General features: G+C 56.8%; 11 protein-coding genes. All 11 read left to right on the top strand.

Annotated features, from left to right (window positions below; genetic code table 11):
- The first annotated feature begins 7 nt into the window (after nt 1–7).
- On the top strand, nt 8–2,137 hold the full coding sequence (locus ACYAF3_RS03200; RefSeq protein ID WP_223716152.1) for a DNA recombination protein RmuC: 2,130 nt from the start codon (nt 8–10) through the stop codon (nt 2,135–2,137).
- A gap of 32 nt (nt 2,138–2,169) precedes the next feature.
- Entirely contained in the window at nt 2,170–3,753 is a 1,584-nt protein-coding gene (locus tag ACYAF3_RS03195; RefSeq protein WP_003158585.1) for a type I restriction-modification system subunit M, read from the top strand.
- Nucleotides 3,750–4,958, top strand: a complete 1,209-nt coding sequence (locus ACYAF3_RS03190; protein WP_223716151.1) for a restriction endonuclease subunit S — start codon at nt 3,750–3,752, stop codon at nt 4,956–4,958. The genes ACYAF3_RS03195 and ACYAF3_RS03190 overlap by 4 nt, the downstream gene beginning before the upstream one ends.
- A 14-nt stretch (nt 4,959–4,972) precedes the next feature.
- Nucleotides 4,973–6,802, top strand: coding sequence for an AAA family ATPase (locus ACYAF3_RS03185; protein ID WP_003158583.1), 1,830 nt, complete (start codon nt 4,973–4,975; stop codon nt 6,800–6,802).
- A gap of 20 nt (nt 6,803–6,822) precedes the next feature.
- Nucleotides 6,823–7,155 carry a hypothetical protein gene (locus ACYAF3_RS03180; protein WP_003158582.1) on the top strand — a complete coding sequence of 111 codons (333 nt, stop codon included), beginning with the start codon at nt 6,823–6,825 and terminating at the stop codon, nt 7,153–7,155.
- 51 nt (nt 7,156–7,206) lie between these two features.
- Nucleotides 7,207–10,542: an STY4851/ECs_5259 family protein gene (locus tag ACYAF3_RS03175; RefSeq protein ID WP_128669589.1), complete on the top strand. Its 3,336-nt coding sequence runs from the start codon at nt 7,207–7,209 to the stop codon at nt 10,540–10,542.
- Nucleotides 10,535–16,870, top strand: coding sequence for a DEAD/DEAH box helicase (locus ACYAF3_RS03170; protein WP_031756414.1), 6,336 nt, complete (start codon nt 10,535–10,537; stop codon nt 16,868–16,870). Before ACYAF3_RS03175 ends, ACYAF3_RS03170 begins: the two co-directional genes overlap by 8 nt.
- 191 nt (nt 16,871–17,061) lie before the next feature.
- Nucleotides 17,062–17,424 carry a DarT ssDNA thymidine ADP-ribosyltransferase family protein gene (locus ACYAF3_RS03165; RefSeq protein WP_071536664.1) on the top strand — a complete coding sequence of 121 codons (363 nt, stop codon included), beginning with the start codon at nt 17,062–17,064 and terminating at the stop codon, nt 17,422–17,424.
- A 134-nt stretch (nt 17,425–17,558) separates the two neighbouring features.
- Nucleotides 17,559–18,230, top strand: a complete 672-nt coding sequence (locus ACYAF3_RS03160; RefSeq protein ID WP_003158579.1) for a vWA domain-containing protein — start codon at nt 17,559–17,561, stop codon at nt 18,228–18,230.
- Nucleotides 18,230–18,922: a PP2C family serine/threonine-protein phosphatase gene (locus ACYAF3_RS03155; protein WP_031756416.1), complete on the top strand. Its 693-nt coding sequence runs from the start codon at nt 18,230–18,232 to the stop codon at nt 18,920–18,922. The genes ACYAF3_RS03160 and ACYAF3_RS03155 overlap by 1 nt, the downstream gene beginning before the upstream one ends.
- Nucleotides 18,923–18,927: 5 nt before the next feature.
- Complete coding sequence (locus ACYAF3_RS03150) at nt 18,928–20,331, top strand: protein kinase domain-containing protein (RefSeq protein WP_003158577.1); 1,404 nt, start codon at nt 18,928–18,930, stop codon at nt 20,329–20,331.
- The last annotated feature ends 4 nt before the right edge of the window (nt 20,332–20,335 follow it).

Here is a 20,335-nt window from a genome sequence, read left to right as displayed (position 1 = left end):
AGTGATCATGCAAGCTAGCCAATGGACGACAGAAATCATCGTGATCTGCGGGGTGCTCGCTATCGCCGCAGCGGTTATCGGCTATGTGGTCGCTGCCCTGCGTCAGGGGAGGCAGATCAGCCAGCTCAGTATGCAGCTTGAGCAGGCAGAGCTGGCCAGGGCGTCGACTGAGGCTCAGCAGCAATCTCTGCAGATTCAGCTCAAGGCAGCAGAAGCGCGCAGTCATGAGCTGCAGATCGAAGAGGGCAAGTTGAAGGCGCAGTTGCAAGCATCGGCCGATACCATGGCGCGTCTTTCTGCCGAGCTGCATGAGCGTAAAGCTGCCGGATCGGACTTGCAGGTGAAACTGGAAGAAGCAAACCGGCAACATCATGAGTCAGCCAGGCGTCTGGAGGCTGTGCAGGCTGGTGCCCAAGGGCTGCAGGAGCAGGTGACCGAACTGCGCGGGCGCCTCGATACATCGACAACCACAAATGCTGCGTTGCAAGAGGAGCGTGACCGCCTCAAGGATGCCTTGGCGAGCGAAGAAACACGCGCGAAGGTGGCGGAAACCGCCGAGCGTGAAGCTCGCGAACAGCTCAACGAGATCAAGCAAAAGCTGGTCGAGCATGCACAGGCATTCGACGCTTTGCAGGCGCGTTATCAGTCGACGAGCAATGAGCATGCAGAGCTGGGGACCGCTCTGGACAAGAGCGAGAAGCAAGTGGCCGAGCTACGAGAGCGCCTGGCTCAGGCTCAAACCACAAATGAACAGCTGCACACGGATCGTGACCGTCTGAAAGACGGACTGGCGGATGAGGGCAAACGGGCCAAGGCCCTGGAAACTGCCGAGCGCGATGTGCGCAGCCAACTTCTTGAAACCAAGGAAGCGCTTTCTCAGCAGGTGCGATCGTTCAACGAGTTGCAGGAGCGCCTGAGCACACTTTCGTCCGAGCACACCGAACTCAAGACCACCTTGCAGAAGCGCGAGGAGCATTTCCAGGAACAGATGGCGCAGTTGGCCGACACCCGCAAGTCGCTGACCCAGGAATTTGAGAACCTGGCCAACAAGATCTTCGAGGAGAAGGGCAAGACCTTCACCCAGACCAGCCAGACCAGTATCGATGGGATGCTCAAGCCTTTCCGCGAGCAGATCGAAGGCTTCCAGAAGCGCATCAACGAAGTTCACGACGCCTCGCTGCAAGGCAACACCAGCCTAAATGCCGAAATCAGGAAGGTGCTGGAAATCGGCCTGCAGATGAGCAAAGAGGCCAACAATCTGACCTCGGCCCTCAAGGGTGACTCCCAGCAGCGCGGTGCCTGGGGTGAGGCGCAGCTGCGTCGCACATTGGAAATGAGCGGCCTGATCGAAGAGGCGCACTACGAAGTGCAGAGCGCCTTCAAGGATGCCGAAGGCCGTTCCAGGCAGACCGATTACCTGATCAAGCTGCCCGACGGCAAACACATCATCATCGACAGCAAGGTTTCGCTGGTTGCATACGACCGCGCCGTGTCCGCCGAGTCGCCGGAAGAATGCCAACTGGCGATGACCGAGCACGTCAAAGCCGTACGCAAGCACATCGACGACCTCGCCTCCAAGGACTACACCAACCTCGTCGGTATGCGCAGCCCCAGCTTCGTGCTGATGTTCATGCCTGTCGAGCCGGCCTATATCGAGGCCATGAAGCACAACAAGGACCTATTCGAGTACGGCTACAAGAAAGGCATCGTGCTGGTCTCGCACACCACCCTGATTCCCATTCTGCGTACCGTCTCCAACCTGTGGATGATCGAGCGCAGCAACGCCGAGGCGCGGGAAATCAGCGAGAAGGCGGGCGAGATCTACAACCAGGTCTGCACCGTGGCCGAGCGCCTCGGCAAGCTGGGAGGCACCCTCAACACCGTCAGCAACCACTACAACGACACCGTCAAGGCGCTGGCTGGTAAGCAAGGCCTCTACGGCAAGGTGGAACGCTTCAACAAGCTCTCGGCCAAGGTCAGCAAGACCCTGCCAGCGCTGGAGCCCACTCACATGGACTTCGAGAACGAGCGGCTTGCGCTGATCGTAGAGGCGCTCGACGAAGCGCCGGAGCCAGCCGACGATTTGCCGCAACTGATCCAGAACAGTCACGAAGGCGAGCTGCTACCGCAGGCCTGACAACCCATTTTTGAACGAGAGAAGTACCCCGAATGCTCACCGGCAAAATCCGCAACGATATCGACAAGCTCTGGGAAAAATTCTGGACTGGCGGCATCACCAACCCGCTGACCGTGATCGAGCAGATCAGTTACCTGATGTTCGCCCGCATGCTCGACATGCAGGAAGACGTGGCCGAGCGCAAAGCCAACCGCACCGGCAAGGACTTTGCCCGCCTGTTCCCCAGCACCCCGGAAGGCCAACTGCTGCGCTGGAAGAACTTCCACCACAAGAGCGGTAAGGAGCTGCACCAGCACCTCAAGCAGAACGTCTACCCCTTCTTCGCCAAGCTCGGCAGTGCCGAGGGCGAGGGTGGTGGGCGTGAAGGCCTCGGCCATATCAGCGAGTACATGCAGGACGCCGACCTGGAGATCAAGAACGAGTCGGTGCTGGCCTCCGCCGTGGAGATGGTTCATGCCTTGCCGTTGACTCAGAGCGACGTGAAGGGCGATATCTACGAATACCTGCTGAGCAAGCTCACCACCGCCGGTATCAACGGCCAGTTCCGCACGCCGCGCCACATCATCGACGCGATGATAGAGCTGATAGCCCCGCAGCCTACGGACGTGATTTGCGACCCGGCCTGCGGCACGGCTGGCTTCCTCGCCCGCACCATGGAATACCTCAACCGTGTGCATTCCAGTCCGGAAGGCACCTTCAGCGATGAAGACGGTAATCTGCATTACTCGGGCGACTTGCTCGAACCCTACCGCCAGCACATCAACAGCCAGATGTTCTGGGGCTTCGACTTCGACACCACCATGCTGCGCGTCTCCAGCATGAACATGATGCTCCACGGCGTGAACGGCGCGAACATCCGCTACCAGGACTCCCTGAGCAAATCCATCAAGGAGCACTACCCGCGTCAGGAGCAGGACTTCTTCGACGTGGTGCTGGCCAACCCGCCGTTCAAAGGCAGCCTGGACGAAACCAACACCAACCCCGACGTACTCGGCCTGGTGAAAACCAAAAAGACCGAGCTGCTGTTCGTCGCCCACATCCTCCGCTCGCTCAAGCTCGGCGGACGCGCCGCGGTGATCGTGCCGGACGGCGTGGTGTTTGGCTCATCCAAGGCCCACCAGCAACTGCGTCAGGAGCTGCTCGACAACAACCAGCTCGAAGGCATCGTCAGCCTGCCCAGCGGTGTATTCAAACCCTACGCCGGCGTCAGCACCGCCATTCTGATTTTCACCAAGGGCGGCACCACCGAGCGCGTGTGGTTCTACGACCTGCAGGCCGATGGCTACTCGCTGGATGACAAGCGCACCGAGCTGAAAGGCGAGGGCTGCAACGACCTGCCCGATGCCATTGCCCAGTGGCGTAAATACCGGCAGATGGTCGAAGGCAATATCAGCGCCAGCACCATCAATACCCTGTTCGGCGACAAGCGCAAAAAGGCTTTTGTCGTCCCCGTTGAAGAGATCGTCGCCAACAAATACGACCTCTCCATCAACCGCTACAAGGAAGTGGAGTACCAGCAGGAGCAGTACGAGGAGCCGAAGGTGATTCTGAAACGGCTCAAAGGGCTGGAGCAGGAAATTCTGGCGGATCTGGATGAGCTGGAGGGGATGCTGTGAGTTGGCCAATAGTTAAGCTGGGGGAAATTTTCGATATCACATCTAGTAAGCGGGTCCATGAAATTGATTGGCGCAATGAAGGTGTGCCATTTTACCGCGCAAGAGAGGTTGCTGTTCTTGCAAAGGAAGGTCGGGTTGATAATGACTTGTTCATTGATGAGTCAATGTACGAAGAATTTAAAGCCAAGTATGGCGTCCCTAAGGTTGGGGACCTGCTAGTTACTGCTGTTGGAACCCTGGGGAAGGTATATGCAGTCCAGGAGTCTGATCGATTTTATTTTAAAGATGCGAGTGTTATTTGGTTAAGGGCGAGGCAGGAGGTTGACACTTCTTACATCCAACACGCCATGAATAGCACTGATGTACAGAGGTTTATACAGAACTCTAGCGGTGCAACAGTTGGCACATATACGATTAGCCGGGCCAACGAGACCGAAATCCCCCTCCCACCCCTGCCAGAACAAAAGCGCATCGCTGCCATCCTCGACAAGGCCGACGCCATCCGCCGCAAACGCCAGCAAGCCATCCAGCTCGCCGACGACTTCCTCCGCGCCGTGTTTCTGGACATGTTCGGCGATCCGGTGACCAATCCGAAGGGGTGGAGCGTGAAACCGCTCTCTGCCGGCATAAGGTCAATCTCTTCGGGATGGAGCGCGACTGGTGAAAACCGTCCTTGCGGCGCTGGGGAGAAAGGTGTTCTCAAGATTAGTGCAGTTACAAGTGGCGTTTTCAAGCCAGAAGAAAACAAAGTCGTCTCCCTTGATCAGATACCTGACGGGAAAAAGCTTTTAATTCCTAAAAAAGGGGATCTTTTGTTTAGTCGGGCGAATACAAGGGAGTTAGTGGCTGCAAGTTGTATTGTCAGTGCTGATATCGAAGATGTTTTTTTGCCAGATAAATTGTGGTTGGTAGAAACTGATCAGGGGAAGATTCTGCCGGAGTTTCTGAATTATCTACTTTGGCAGCCAAGATTCAAAGAAAAGCTGACGTCCCAGGCTACAGGGACAAGTGGCTCAATGTTGAATATTTCAAAATTGAAATTTGAAGAAACAGATGCGATTTTCCCCGGCATAGCGCTTCAAGAGAAGTTCAAGCGCATCTATTGGGCTCTTCAGGGGACTATCGACGCATCTACTACCTCAAGGGAGAAGGTAGACAATTTGTTTCACTCGCTAAGCCAAAAAGCCTTCTCCGGTCAGCTGTAGATAAGGAAATCCCCATGCGCCTCAAGTCTGTCAGACTCACCCATTTCCGCGGCTACCGTGCCACCACGGTCATTCCTATCGACGATGCCATGACCGGTATCGTCGGCCGCAATGACTATGGCAAATCGACCATCCTCGAAGCCCTCGCCATCTTCTTCGAGAGTGGAGACGTCAAGGCCGACAAGAGTGATATGAACTGCTTCAGCCTGGCCGAGGGCGCCGAGCAGTTCGAGATTGCCTGTGAGTTTGACGACCTGCCTGAAGCGCTGGTGCTGGATGAGAATGCCGAGACGTCCTTGGCGCAGGAATACCTGCTCAACGCCGAGGGCGCGCTGGAGATTGTCAAAACCTTCAAGGCCAACACCGGCAAGCTGGAGCGCACCGCCATCCGCTGTGAGCACCCTGCGGATGAAGCGCTGGCTGGGCTGCTGAGCCTGAAAATGGCCGAACTGAAAAAGCTCGGTGAGCAGCATGGCGTTGCTGAGCAAGTGGCAGACAAACGTGTGGCTTCACAGTGGCGGCAGGCTATCCGTGCGGCAGCACAGCCCATCGCCTGCCAGGAGATGCTGCTCGACATCAGCAAAGGCCTTTCGACGGACAGCAAATCCATCTGGGAAAAAATCGAGGCCCAGCTGCCCACCTTCGCCCTGTTCAAGGCGGATCGTGAAAGCAGTGATGGCGACGCAGAGGCCAAGAACCCGCTGCAGCAGGCGGTCAAGGAAGCTCAGGCTGCACTTCATGATCAGATAAGCGCGCTGGAGCAGCAGATCGAAGCCAGTGTGCTGGATGTCGCCACCCGCACTCTCGACAAGCTGCGGGAAATGGCGCCCGAGCTGGCCAATGAGCTGACCCCGCGCTTCAAGGAAAAGCCCAAGTGGAGTTTCAGCTTCACCCTGGACGGCGAGAACGGTATTCCCATCAACAAGCGCGGCAGCGGCGTACGCCGCCTGATCCTACTCAACTTCTTCCGCGCCGAGGCGGAGAAGGCCGTGGTGGGCACCCAGCGCAATGTCATCTACGCCATCGAGGAGCCGGAAACCTCCCAGCACCCCAACTACCAGATGATGCTGATGAAGGCGCTGCTGGAACTCTCCAACCAGCCCAACCGACAGATCATCGTCACCACCCACGTTCCTGCCCTGGCCGGCCTTATGCCCATCGACGGCATCCGCTACGTCACCAAGGATGAGAACGGCATCCCTATCGTCAAGATGCCCAATGACGATGTGCTAAAGGAGGCCGCGGAGAGTCTGGGTGTACTCCCCGAAACAGGGATGGAGCGGGCGAAGGGCGTCGTGCTGGTGGAAGGTAAGTCAGACGTCACCTTCCTCCGCCATGCGGCTAACACGCTAAAGGCTGGCGGACATCTTCAGTCCAGTCTTGAGGATGCCGGCATCGTTCCGATTCTGATTGGCGGCTGTGGCAGCGTGAAGCACTGGGTCACCCTGAATCTTGCCGATGACCTCGGGCTACCCTGGTGTGTGTTCCTGGACTCCGACATCGGCGGCAGCCAGGAGCAGGTCGCTTCTATCGCAAAGCGAAAACAGGAAGTCGAAGCCCGCGGGCGCCCCTTCTATTCGACGCGCAAACGGGAAATCGAGAACTACCTGTGCCCTGACATGATTGATGCTCAAACCGGGGTCAGAGTGACATTCACCGACACCTGCGACGCTAAGAAAATCATCGGCCAGGCGGTGCGTGTCAAAGCGGATGATGTGATCGACAGGTTCTGGCCGTTGATGACTGCTGAGCAGATCCTTCAGAGCTCGATGTATCAGGAGGGCGGTGAGCAACGCTCAGAGCTGAAAGAGCTAATCGAGAACCTGCTGGCGTTGGCTGCCTGATGGCGTGAAAGGAGCAAAGAATGGAAGGCAACAATCATCTCTACAAGCTTTCAACCACCCCCTCCGGGCAACGCCTATGGACTTACATGGCGGCCATTCTCGAAGTCACGGAAATGGATCAGGGAAAGCCATTCCCGCTGAAGCGGTTCCTGGGGAATTTTCAGACTCACTTGGACGCAGGTTGGATCGAACGCGTGCCCGAGGGGTACAGATTGACCCGTCGTGGGCAAGACTATTTTCAAGACCGCTACCGTGCCGGAAATCCCCAGTATATAGAGCGACCTGCGGTTGAGCGGATGATCAGGTCAATCAGTTCAGGGAGCGGAGAGGGGGATTGGGTTCCGCTGTCCTGAGGTCTGTCTCATTGCGTTTAGGAGTGGGTGGTTCAATCAGGGAGGTTGTTCATGTCGTACTCCGTAATTAAGTACTCGTCCTGGCTGGGACGCTTTCTCCAGCGTCGTGGGCTTTCAGCGCCTGATCAGCGCGGACTCTATGCGTACCACTGCAGTCTCGAAGAGTACGGAGAGCTGCAGCATTTGCTCCGTGAGTTTGGGGGCTTTGATGCGGCGTTAAAGGACCCGGCAGCCTGTGCTTGTTTGGTACTTTTTGGTTCGGAGTGGTATCGCCGTGAGTACCGCAGTGAGTATGCCTGGACCTGGGACCCGATCTGGAAAACTCTGGGATTTAATCTGTCGCCGGGAGAGCTAAGCAAGGTCATCCCTAAAGGGTTGGAGGGGTATTGGAAACGTCCCCTTCATTTCTACGAAGCGGGTCATCGGGATTTTCTAGGGTCGCTGTTTGGTGAGGGGGGCTTGCCCTTTCAGGTATTGCGCGAGGGAGGCAGCCGCTTCCAGTGGCTGTTTGACCGCTTGCTAAGGCAGTACGACCAGTGGCACCTGCTGGGCTTCAACACCCTACAGCAGGTGGAGCAGCAACTGGAAAAGGCCAGTCTTCCTCAGGTGTTTGCCTCACGTACGTCGATCGAACTGATTGCGCGTATGGTCGATGAGCTTGTGGCTCTGGTCCGGAATTATGGGCTGGCGCAGGCGGATGAGCCCGTCGTCCGCCTGGATGCTCTGAACCCCAAGTGGCGTGAATTGTTCCCTCTGCCTCTGGATAACGAGACTGGCAGCGAACTCCTCAATGGTCTTTTAAAGACTGCGACCATTGAGGGCAAAAAGCGACGCCGGGATGCGACTGGATGGTCTTGTCGACACTTTTGGCATGAGGCGCAGCCGGATGTGCTCAAGGTTCAGGTCTCGATGCCGGAGGAGGTGGTGCTTCGTCTGACGACGCAGCCATCTACCACCCGTTTTGAGCTGGCCATTGTCGAAGATGGACAGGCGATTGCTGCGCTTGGACCCGGCTACGCGCTGGTCGACAACGGTGTTGCCCATATCCGGCTGCGCCTTCGTGAGGTGATCGGAAAGCGGCAGGATTGCAGTGCCCAACTGAGCCTGGTGGCTATGGCAGGTGGCATGCTGATCGCCACCCAGCCGATAGAGGGCAGTGCAGTGGCCCTTGGCGAAGTACCGTTGGGTTTCGAGCCAGTGAATGATCACTGGCAGCTATGCGGTCAGGCTTCATTCAATACGGCTGGTGAAGAGCTGCTGCTGGTGCTGCCCGAAGGTGGGAAGTTGAACATGGCTGCAGAGGGCGAGGAAGCCATCTTCAGCGATATGGCACCGGCTTTTTCGCTGCATACGGTAAAGGTTCAGGGCAAGGCGCAGTTCCAGGTTGAGAGTGATGAACTCTACCGGATACGCACGGGACATGCGGTTGGTATGGGCTTGGGGCTGGAACTGGCTGGTACCCAGATCGACTGGCCGACCAAGCCCGCTCTGACCTTTGTCGGTCTGCCTCGTGTGCAGTGGCCGACCGCTGCTGGGGAACTGCAACAGCAGGGCGGTGACCTGTACGTTGCCGGCAAACAGCCGGGAAGCGGCTTGTTGCAGGAGGTACTCGGTACCCAATATGTGTCGGTGCGCAACCGCAGTGGCAACGCCCTGTTACGTCGCAGGGTGGGTATCTTGCCGACGGATTTCCGTGTTGAGCTGCGCAGTGGTGAGAAGCCGGGGCAGGGGAGCATTTTGGTGCATTCCCGGCAGCGCTGCCTGCTCCAGATTGTTGACGACAGTCTGCAGGTACAGCAGGTAAAGCGTGAGGATCACACCGAGCTTAGGCTCTCGGCAAAGGGCTTTCCTCCAGTCAGGGTCCGCCTTTCAGTTACCCCCAGCTTGATGGCTGACCCAGTGGAGATTGACCTGCCGTTTCCCAACTCGGGTTTTCTGGCCTTTGATGGCACAGGCAAACATCTGAAACGCGATCTCAGTGTCGACGACCTGTTGGGGGCGCGTCTGTATCTGTTTGGCCGGGCTGGCGCACCAACCCGTTTTAGCCTTGAGCTGACCCTCAGGGGTAGTGCGGCCAGGAATGCTTGTTACAGCTGGACCTACACGGTGGCCGAAAAGCCGCTGGAGCTCAGTCTGTTCAATATCCGTGAACAGATTGTTGACCTGCTTTCGCTTCAGTCGGGCATTGATCAGGTCGTCGAGTTGCGGGTGTTCGGTAACGGTCAGGATACCAGTTACCGCATCCGTAGGTATTCGACGGAGATGCAACTGGATCGCGACCGTCAGATGCTGTGTGCTGCCAATCTGCACGATGGCGCCGACGCCATTCCCGAACCGGTGTTGATGCTGTTGCATGATCCTATGCGTAGCTCCATCGCGCTCCGTTCCCGCACCAGCGAAGGTGTGCCCACCGGCGACTTCGAGTTACCGATAGCTGTTGAAAGGGATGGTCCCTGGCTGGTGTTGCCCAAATCGGGCTCATCTGTATCGTTCCGGCCGCTATTTATCGCTGGTGGATGGAAGCCGTTGGCGCCGAGCGATGGAATCCAGAGTCTGCAAAAGGCAGTGTTGACCTTCGATCATGCTTCACCTGTTAGCTCCTTCACGCCTGTGTTGGATGCCATGGCGGTTAACCCTATGCATAGCGGCTGGCAGTTCTTGCGGGCCTTGTATGAAGGGTACGGCTATCTGCCCCTGGCGACCTTCGAGGTCTGGAAGGCTCTGGTAGGGCACACCCGCGCGTTGGCGATGGCACTTTTCAAGTTTGAAATGGAGGCGACATTCCTTGGCCGGCTGGAGACTGAGTTTCCGATTTTCTGGGAGTTTCTTCCCATTACAGAAATCCATCTTGCGGCCAAGCGCTTCGCTGCATTCCTTAAGGTGAAAGGGGTCGCTGAGGAAGCCATTGATGCTCTGATCGGACGAATGTTTTCGCGATTGGGGGAAACCTATTCAGCCTACGGGCAGAGTGTGCAGCGCTTCCTTTCTGGCAAGCCTGTTGGCCCAGAGATCAAGGTGCCGCTAGCGACTTTCAAGAGTGTCCTGCATGGCTGGTACCTTGAGTTGATTCGCGAGCGCAGTGAGGCAAAGTGGCCGGAGTTCGGCGGCAAGCGGCTGGAGCGTTGGCACAGCAGCCAAGGCTGCTCGGTGATTGCCTTCAGGTCGGAAATGGATTACCGCAATGCGGTGCTCTATCTACCGGTATTCGCCGCTGCGGTCGCCTGTGGCAAGGCTCGGTTCACAGATGCGTTTGCGGATGGCGTCGAGGCGATTTTCTTCTTGCGCCAGGTCCGCGATTTCGATTCGAAGTGGTTCAACTCGATCTATCAATATTGCTTGTTGAACAGCGTCATGGATATGCAGAAGGCAGAGTCGGTTAATGGATAAGTATTTCTCTGGGCTAGTCGAGCAGGCGCTTTCCCGTGCCACTGAGTCCACCTTGAGTATCTTGAGCATTACCGATCCGGACTTGCGTGAGCACCTGGAAAGTCTGATGCGCGCGGAGTGCGGGAAAGAGGGTGCATTCCTGGCGCCACCCGTGTTTGAGCAGACCTTCAGCTGGGAAGAGTCGGCGTTCACCATGGAGCAACTGGCGAGCAAGGAGCACTTGCTGAGCAAGGAGATCGTGGCCTCGCTCGATGGCAAGGCGAATGGGCGTTACCGCTTTGGCGCGAGTTGGAAACCCTTCACCCACCAGTTGGCCAGCTGGCGCTCATTGCTAGAGAAGAAGCATTCGGTGGTCGTCACCAGTGGTACCGGCTCGGGTAAGACCGAATGCTTTATGGTGCCGGTGCTGGAGGATCTTTATCGCGAGTACCGTGACGCAGCTCGTCAGCCGCTGGTCGGGGTTCGGGCGCTGTTCCTGTATCCACTTAACGCCCTGATCAACTCGCAGCGCGAACGTTTGAATGCCTGGACTCAGAGCTTTGGAAGCGGCATTCGCTATTGCCTGTACAACGGCAATACACCGGAGTTGCAGGCGAATGTGCGCAGCGAGCAGAGCCTAAAGCCTAACGAAATTCTGTCGCGCGAGCTGATGCGTACGCAACCGGCGCCTATTCTGGTCACCAACGGCACCATGCTCGAATACATAATGGTGCGCCAGGTCGATGCGCCCATCGTAAGAATCTCCAGAGAGCAGAAATCGCTGCGCTGGATTGTTCTGGACGAGGCTCACACTTACGTGGGTTCCCAGGCGGCTGAATTGGCATTGCAGCTGCGACGGGTGATGACAGCCTTCGGCGTTACGCCTAAGGATGTCCGCTTTGTGGCGACCTCTGCGACTATTGCCGGTGAGGACGCTGCAGGACAGTTGAAGCAGTTTCTCTCGGATCTGTCGGGGGGGCCGGTTACGCAGATTGATGTCTGGGGGGGTAACCGGGTCATTCCTCCTCTTGCCCCCTGTCAACAAACGCTGGTTGCTCTGGATACGCTCGAGTCCATGCCGCCTGTAATTGCGGACGATCCAGAGGTTCATCCGGATCGATACGAGGCCCTGGTCCATTCTCCGCAAGCCCGAGCACTGAGAAATCTGCTGGTGACCACCCCCAAGCCGTTGAAGCTAACCGAGATGGTCAGCCAGATGCGTCAGGAAGGTGGGTGGTCACTGTCACAGGACGAAATACTACGTTGGTTGGATGTGTGTTCAGGCACTCGTCTTTCAGCCAGTGAGCCGGCGTTTCTGAAGCTGCGGGCGCACTTCTTCCAGCGCACAACTCACGGGTTATGGGCCTGCTTTGACAAGTGCTGCTCAGCAAAGTCCGGAACGGCGCTGCAACAAAACTGGCCCTTTGGTTATGTCTACGCCAATCAGAGGCAAACCTGCAGCTGTGGCAGCCCGGTATTCGAGTTGGCGTTCTGCAATGACTGCAATGAGCCGCATCTGTTGGCGCGGGATAAGAACGGAAAGCTGATCCAGTGGGAAAGCTCTGGTGGCGATGAATTTTCCCTGCAGACTGAAACACCTGTTGAGGAAGATGCGGGGGCTGGTGGCTCAGGGGTACTTTCAGTCAAGACACCGCTGGTGCTTTGCTCGTTCGAAAATGCCGGCAGCGCATACATCCCCGTTGAGGTCGATAAGTTCGCTGGTTCATTCGCAGCTGTTTCAGCTGAACGGGTACGGTTTGGGGTTAGAGATCTTGATGCCAAGTGCAGCCACAACAGCTGTGGATTTAGTGGGCTGCACGGAGCTTCTCCTTTCCGCCGCGCAATGCTGGGCGGACCCTTCTATGTAGCCAATGCCGTGCCGACAGTCCTTGAATACTGTCAAGACTATCAAGAGGAAGATCAGACGCCGGAGCACGGTCCGCAGTCTCTGCCTGGCAGAGGCCGTCGGCTAATTACCTTTACGGACAGCCGCCAGGGCACGGCGCGCATGGCTGTACGTATGCAACAGGAGGCGGAGCGCAGCAGGTTGCGCGGACTTGTCGTGGAGATTTTGAGCTGGCACCAGCGGAGCCAGGCCAGCTCTCAGGTAGATTCCAGCCGCATCGATCCGTCGGTTTTGCAACAATTAATCGCCAAGGCGAAAGAGGAAGTAGAGCTATACCGCAGCGTTGGTATCAAGGAGGAAGTCAGGGCCGCGGAGGAAAAAGTTACACGGTTTACAGCCATGCTAGCTTCAGCAACTGGAGCGAAAGTTAGGCCGACGCTAGTTTCTCTAGCTTGGTCGGAGCTCTCCAATGAGCTCAAGCAGAAGGCAGACCTGAAAGGCTCGATGCTGCTTTACAACAAGTATCAGAAGCCCGAGATCTTCCGGGACCATGATGGCCCCTACAAGCTGGCGGAAATGTTGCTGTTCCGCGAGTTTATGCGCCGCCCGAAACGGCAGAACAGTCTGGAAACCCAAGGGCTGGTGAAGGTCGCATACGTTGGCATGGATAAGGTCCAAGAAGTGCCGGCGTACTGGGGGCAGAAAGGTCTGACGCTCGATGATTGGCGTGACTTCCTAAAGGTGGCGCTGGACTTTCATGTTCGGGAGAACAGCTATATTCAGGTCGATGAGGGCTGGTTGAGTTGGATCGGTAGCCGTTTTTCTGCCAAGAGTCTGCGTAATCCCGAGTCGAAAGAAGCGGATGAGATCCGGGTCAAGCGCTGGCCTCAGATCCGCAATGGCAACCATTCCCAGCGCCTGATCAAACTATTGTTGCTTGGCGCTGGTTTGAACCCGGCTAACACGGCCGACGTTGATCTGGTCAATGCTTGGCTAAGAGCTGCCTGGTTGCAGTTGGCCAGACCGGGCTCAGCGCTGAAGGCTGACGAAAACCGGTACTACCTACCCAGAGAGCACATGCTGTTCTCGTTGGTTGACCGGGCCTATGTCTGTCCAGTTACCAACAAGCTGTTGGATACCACCTTCAAAGGCTTTACGCCTTACCTACCCGCTCACCTGGATTTCTCTCAGTTGACTGAAGAGCAGCGCGAGAGCTATCAGGCAGAGCCGATTGAGCTACCTGACCTGTGGGAGTTTGACCGTTCTCAGGACGACTATGCGCCGGGACTTGCGCGAGTTAGAAACCTGGTGGCGAATGATCCTCTTGTAAGCGATCTACGAGCACGGAACCTGTGGACGGATATCAATGATCGGGTAGTGGAAGGTGGCTTCTATTACCGCACAGCGGAGCACTCGGCCCAGCAGTCTTCTGAACGCCTCGGCTCCTATGAAGAGATGTTCAAGAAGGGGCAGCTCAACGTTCTGAACTGCTCCACCACCATGGAGATGGGCGTAGATATTGGCGGTATTTCTGCTGTGGTCATGAACAATGTACCACCGCACCCGGCCAACTACCTGCAGCGTGCCGGTCGCGCGGGGCGAAGCAAGGAATCCAGGGCGATTACCTACACGCTTTGTAAGAACAACCCGCATGATCAGCAGGTTTTCGCCAATCCGAGTTGGCCGTTCGAGACCAGGATCCCCGCGCCAGTGGTGGCATTGAACTCCGAGCGACTCGTACAACGGCACATCAACTCGCTACTGTTGGCGGACTTTCTCTGCAATGTGGTTGGGCTCACTCAGACTGAGAAAACCAGTCTGAATACGCAGTGGTTCTACGACGATGAGCACGGTCTCTCACAATGTGACCGATTCATTGAGCGGCTGGGACAAGTTGTCTCCGATCTGGACGACGCGCTCAAAGACTTGGTGAAAGGCACAGCTCTGGTCGGTGTGGACCCGGCTCAGCTGCGCCGTCGTTCAATCGATTCGATCAAGCCGCTGCAGAGTCGTTGGCTGAAGAGCTATCGCTTCTTACTTTCTGAGGAGAAGCACGCGAAAGCCAACAGCCCCTATCTGAAGCGTCTCCAGATTGAAAAGGCTCGCCACTGCAATGAGTATCTGTTGCGGGATCTTGCTGCGCGTACCTTCCTGCCTGGTTATGGCTTCCCTACCGACGTGGTGAACTTCGATAACTTCACGATTGAGGATTACATCCGCGAGCAGGACGCAGGGAAAAAGTTGAAGCACGATCGCGAGGACAACGTATCCCGCTACAAGGGGCTGCCGTCACGCAATCTGTCGATTGCCATTCGCGAGTACGCTCCTGGTGCAGAAATCGTTCTGGATGGCCGGGTGTTCAGGTCTGCCGGCGTTTCCCTCCACTGGCATAACCTCAATGCTGATAGCAAAGAAGCGCAGAAAATGGACATTGCGTGGCGTTGCGATGTCTGTGGCGCTCTGGACTATGAGGAGGGGTTGATAAAGACCGATGAGCTGACTTGCAGCAATGTCGACTGCCAGTCACTGATCAAGCCCCAAAACATTCGCAAGGTCCTGCAGCCCTCTGGTTTTGTCACCGATGCTTATGAGTCGGCCTCCAATGACATCCAGCATCAGAAATTCATCCCAGTTGAAACCGCCTGGGTTTTCGTCAACGCCAACAAGACTCCATTGCCAAACCCGGCGGTTGGGGCAATGGCTTATGGTGCGGATGGAAAGGTCTTCCATCACAGCTCGGGCGAGCACGGAACAGGTTATGCCTTGTGCATGAGTTGTGGTCGAGCTGAGTCCATGCAACCGGATAGCGGGTTCCCGCGAGACCTGTCGCCGTCTGGCGAGCACTATCCGCCACGCCCGACCAAAGAGGACAAAGATCAGAACAACAAGCGCCTTCCCTGCCAGGGCAGCGGGAGCATTCTTCCTAGTGTGAGCCTTGGCGCTGTAGCTACTACTGATGTGTTTGAACTCACCTTGCACCATCCCGTGCGCGGGGAGTTCATTGCAGACTCAGCGCAGGGAAGTGCAATTGCCATGACGCTAGCAGTGGCTTTGCGGGCTGCGCTGGCCGAGATACTGGGCGTATCTGCTTCCGAATTGGGTTATGCAACTCGGCCAAGCAAACTGCCAAGTGGACAGTCCATTCGCGTCCTTCAGCTTTTCGACGTAATCAGCGGTGGTGCGGGCTTTGCCACTAGCGCGCCGCTGCATGTCGAGGAGCTGCTGCGGGGGATGGTGAAGAAGCTCGATTGCAAGCATTGTGAAACTGGCTGTAGTGAGTGCCTGCTGGACTCCCAAACACGGCATGATCACGACAAGCTGGATCGCAAGGCAGCGCTCGACTGGCTGGGCCCAGACTTCATTCATCACGTGGGTTTGACCGCCGAAAACAAACTCTCATTCGCCGATGGCCAGTATGCGCCTGGCAGCATTGAGAGCGTTCTGCGCCGGCTGATCAACGAGGGTGCAAAGAGAATTACTCTAGTGGCCTCTGGTGATGTGGCAGAGTGGGATCTTCTTGCTCCACAGTTTCGTAAGGCGATTCAGGCCTATGTTCTGGCCGACGAGCTGACTGTTGAGCTGCTCGTCCCGGCAGATATCACTGATGGGGTTCTTGTGCAGGATCTCCAGCGCCTGTCGGACCTTGGAGTAAACGTCGGGAATGCGATCACTGAGCCAGGTGAGCATCTCGTTGCCCAGGTGTTTAAAGAGAGCGAAGTTGTCACGCTGGCCTCGCGCAGCCTCGTGGCAACTGTTCCAGGCCGTAGCTGGCATCAAAGTGATGAGCTAGTCGTACTCTCGAAGAGTCAGCCGGAGTTTGGCTGGCAGGTGATGGACCTTTCCAGTGCAGCGAGCGACTCCTTCGGCAAGGTAGCGATCGTCGACATATCAATCCACGAGGAACTCAATGGGTCGCTGCTGCAATTCGGTGAGCGTTTCTGGGAGCTGCTTGGCGCTCGAGATCAGCAAGTTGCTGACGTGATTGCGACTGCGAAGATCAACAGGCTGACCTACTCAGATCGTTACATTCAGAACCCCGCGGTAGTTACGATCCTGGGTGCGGTTCTGAAAGATCTGAAGAGCCGCATTTCTGCGGATGCGGTTGTGCAGGTGAAGACGCTATTCAAATCAGGTCGGCTGCAAGGTCGTAAAGCCTTCGACGACTGGGCCAATCAGGACGATTTCGAGTTCTTTTCACGCAATTGGCTGTCGGCAATGGTTGGGCATCAAGTTGAACTGATTGTGGAGTCGTCGAATCGCGAAATCCCTCATCACCGTAGGTTGGAGCTTGAGTTTGAAGACGGCAGGACGCTGAAGGTCCGGTTCGACCAAGGAGTGGCCTATTGGCAGGTTCGCTTTAGCTCGCATAGCGACATGTGGTTTGACTTTGATCTGGCTGCCCAGGATCAACTCATGCACATGGCCAGGATAGTTGAAACCGCACGGATACAAAACTCTGAGCAGAAGTGGGCGACGGACGTGTTGGTCGAGCTAAAGAGCTAATTGAGACTGATTTGGTGCGGAGAAGGGGGCGATTTTTGGGGGAGCGCGTCTAGGACAGACGAGGCGGGTCACATCGTCTTATTCAATCCCAATATGGCAACAGAATCTCGCTGCAATTGGTGGTGCGGTGATTTCGTTGCACAAGGTGGTGCGGCGTGAATACTGCAAAGATCGCGAAGAGCAGTGAGTTAATGCTGTCCATGCTCGATGGGATGGCGCCCATGTCCGGCTTGCCGCCTTGTCTGTACTACATGATGCCGTTGGAGAACTTCCAGAGGGTACGCAAGCATGGCCTTGTGTCCCGCAGTACTGCAATGGAGCAGGGGCTGCACGTTCGAGACTATTCGGATCAGGAGGTACAGTCTCGGCGAGCCAACAGGCACGAGCCGGTTTTTCAGCGCTGTTTGCATGATTACGTACTATTATACCTGATCCCCAGAAATCCCAATCTTTCGCTCTCGCGCCCAGACGTGTGTCAACACCGGTGCAGGTTTCGTTGCTCTAACCGCCGCCTTGCTATCAACGGGAAAGTAAAAAATATTGCATTTTCATAAATTTCCTTATGGATTCGGATGCTATCGATTTCGTGATGCGTTTCTTAAGTAATTGATTAATAGCCAATTTCTAAAGTTGGCATGGAATGCGCTTAGTGGTGAATGTCACCTAGTAATCAACAAGGAAAGTACAGATGTCTGAACTCAAAAAATTCCAGGTCCAAACCGCTCGCCCGCTGCCGATCATCGTGCTGGCCGACACCAGTGGCAGCATGTCGGTCGATGGAAAGATCGAAGCCCTGAACAAGGGGCTCAAGGACATGATCAGCAGTTTTGCCGGTGAGAGCCGTCTGCGTGCAGAGATCCAGGTCAGTGTGATCACCTTTGGCGGCAGCCAGGCTGAGCTGAACCTGCCGTTGACCCCGGCCCACCAACTGCAAAGTTTCACACCGCTGGTGGCAGAGGGCATGACCCCGCTGGGCGGTGCCCTGTCGCTGGCCAGCGAGATGATCGAAGACAAGGACAGCATCCCTTCCCGCGCCTACAAGCCGGTGATCGTGCTGGTCTCTGATGGTTATCCCAATGATGACTGGCAGGGTCCCTTTGCTCGCCTGGTCAATGGCGAACGCTCCTCCAAGGCCACTCGCTTTGCCATGGCCATCGGCGCCGATGCGGAGGAGGTCATGCTCAGCGACTTCGCCAATGACCCTGAGGCGCCGCTGTTCCATGCCGAGAACGCCCGAGACATTCACCGTTTCTTCCGGGCAGTGACCATGAGCGTCAGTGCGCGCAGCCAGTCGGCTACACCTAATCAATCGACGCCCTTGCAGATCCCCAGCGCTGACGATCAAGACTGGGAGTTCTGATGCGCCTGCTGGCAGGCGGAGCTTCGGTGCGAGGTCCCGCGCATCAGCTCAATGGCACGCCTAATCAGGATGCTCTGTGCGTCAGCGGTCTACGCGGCGGTTGGTGCATTGCCGTGGCTGATGGGTTGGGCAGCCGTCCGCTTAGTCATCTTGGCTCCCGTAAAGCCGTCCAGCTGTTCAGGCAGCTAGCCCGTCAGCGACAAGACATGCCGCATGGCACGGTTGCCCCGGTCTTGCGTGATGCCTGGCTGGTTCACTTTGGTGACTGTTACAGGGACCACGAAACGACCTGTCTGTGGGCTCGGGTGGATGCCTCCGGGCGAGGTGTGGCTGGTCAGGTTGGGGATGGCTTGTTGCTGGTTAGAAGCCAGGGTGTGTTCACGGCGCTGGCTGAGCGGCGCCAAGGCTTCGGAAATCAGACCACTACTTTGGTGCAGGCGGATTCTCAGGATGGCTGCAGCGTCGACCTTGTGTTGAGTCTCCCGGGTGATGGCGTGTTGCTGATCACGGATGGCATCTCTGATGACCTGATTCCGGAGCAGTTGGAGCCATTCTTCGATGCGATTTACCAGCGCCAGTTGCGTTGCAGCAAGCGCCGTATGCGCCAGTGGCTGACGCGAGAGCTGCACGGCTGGTCCACACCTCGTCATGGTGACGACAAGACCATCGCTGGAATTTTCAGAACGGATTGAAGCAGATGACCGCGACTACGACAGCGCAGCAGAAGCGTGTGGTGCAGGACACCAAAGGCTCGGTTTATGAGCTGAGAGAGGAAATGAGCCGGGGAGGACAGGGTATCGTCTACCGAACTCAGTACCCCCAGGCCCTGATTAAGGGCTTTACCAACAAGGATGCGCAAGCTCGCCAGCGCTGGCATCGGCATATTGCCTGGCTGATTCGTCAGAACCTCAGTGATCTGAAACTGGCCAGGCCACTGGCGCTGCTGGCGGAGCCGCGCTTCGGCTATGTAATGGAACTGATGGACGGTCTGGTTCCGTTGCAAAGCCTGCTCGACAGCTTCATCAATGCTGAAGATGAGGCGTCTGCCGATTATCTGCGGCAGGGTGGCCTTCGGCGGCGTATCCGTATTTTGAGCCAACTGGCCAGAACACTGAACCAACTGCATGCGCGCGGCATGCTTTACGGCGATCTATCCCCGAGCAATATCTTCGTGTCGGATGACACTGCCCACGCAGAAACCTGGCTGATTGACTGCGACAACATCAGCTTGGAAGCGCATGGCGGTCTGACCGTGCATACGGCGGACTATGGGGCGCCCGAGGTGGTGCGCGGTGATGCGCTGCTGTCCAGCCTGACGGACAGCTGGAGTTTTGCGGTCATCGCTTACCAGTTGCTGACCCATAACCACCCCTTCAAGGGCGAGCTGGTCAGCGAAGGTGAACCCGAGGAAGAAGAGGCTGCGCTGCGTGGTGAGCATCCCTGGATTTATGACGTGCAGGACGATGCCAATCAGTGTTTTGCCAACCTGCCCATCCAACTGATTGAGCACAGTCGGCTGCCTGTGCTCTTCAGCCGCTGCTTCGAGCAGGGGCGGCATCGCGCCAGCGAGCGGCCGAGCATGGCCGAGTGGCTTGAGGCGCTGGCGGAAATTGACGAGCGCCTTTATTGCTGCGCAAGTTGTGGTGGCACTACCTTGCTGCCTGTGGAGCTTGACTCACTCGATGACGCGTCATGCTTTTTCTGCGACGAGCCTGCCGATAACCGGCTGGTGTTGCTCCAGGAGTTCATTGCTCTACCGGTAGAAGGTGAGAGTCAGTCTGATGAGCTAGGCAACTTGATGGCGACTGGCCGCAAGGTATGGCTGCAGCCGGGAGGCAATCTGGAACTCAAGCGCCTGATGCCAACGTTCAGCTATGACCGTTGGCCTGCCGACCATATCCGCATCGAGTACACCGAGCAGGGGCTCGGTATTCACCCCCTGTCCCAAAGCAAATTGCATCTACAGCGGGGGGCGGCGAAGAAGCCTCTTGAGCGCTACCAGGGGCTTAAGGAAAGTCTGCGTGGACAGCACGAGGAGCCTTACCAGATCCATGTAGGCGACTTGGAAGAGTCCCATGTCATTTGGCAGTTCAGGTGGTGATGGC

This window comes from Pseudomonas sp. TZ252 (genome assembly GCF_056110345.1).
The sequence above is the reverse complement of the archived record's forward strand: the minus strand, read 5'-3'. Positions and strand labels throughout refer to the sequence as shown.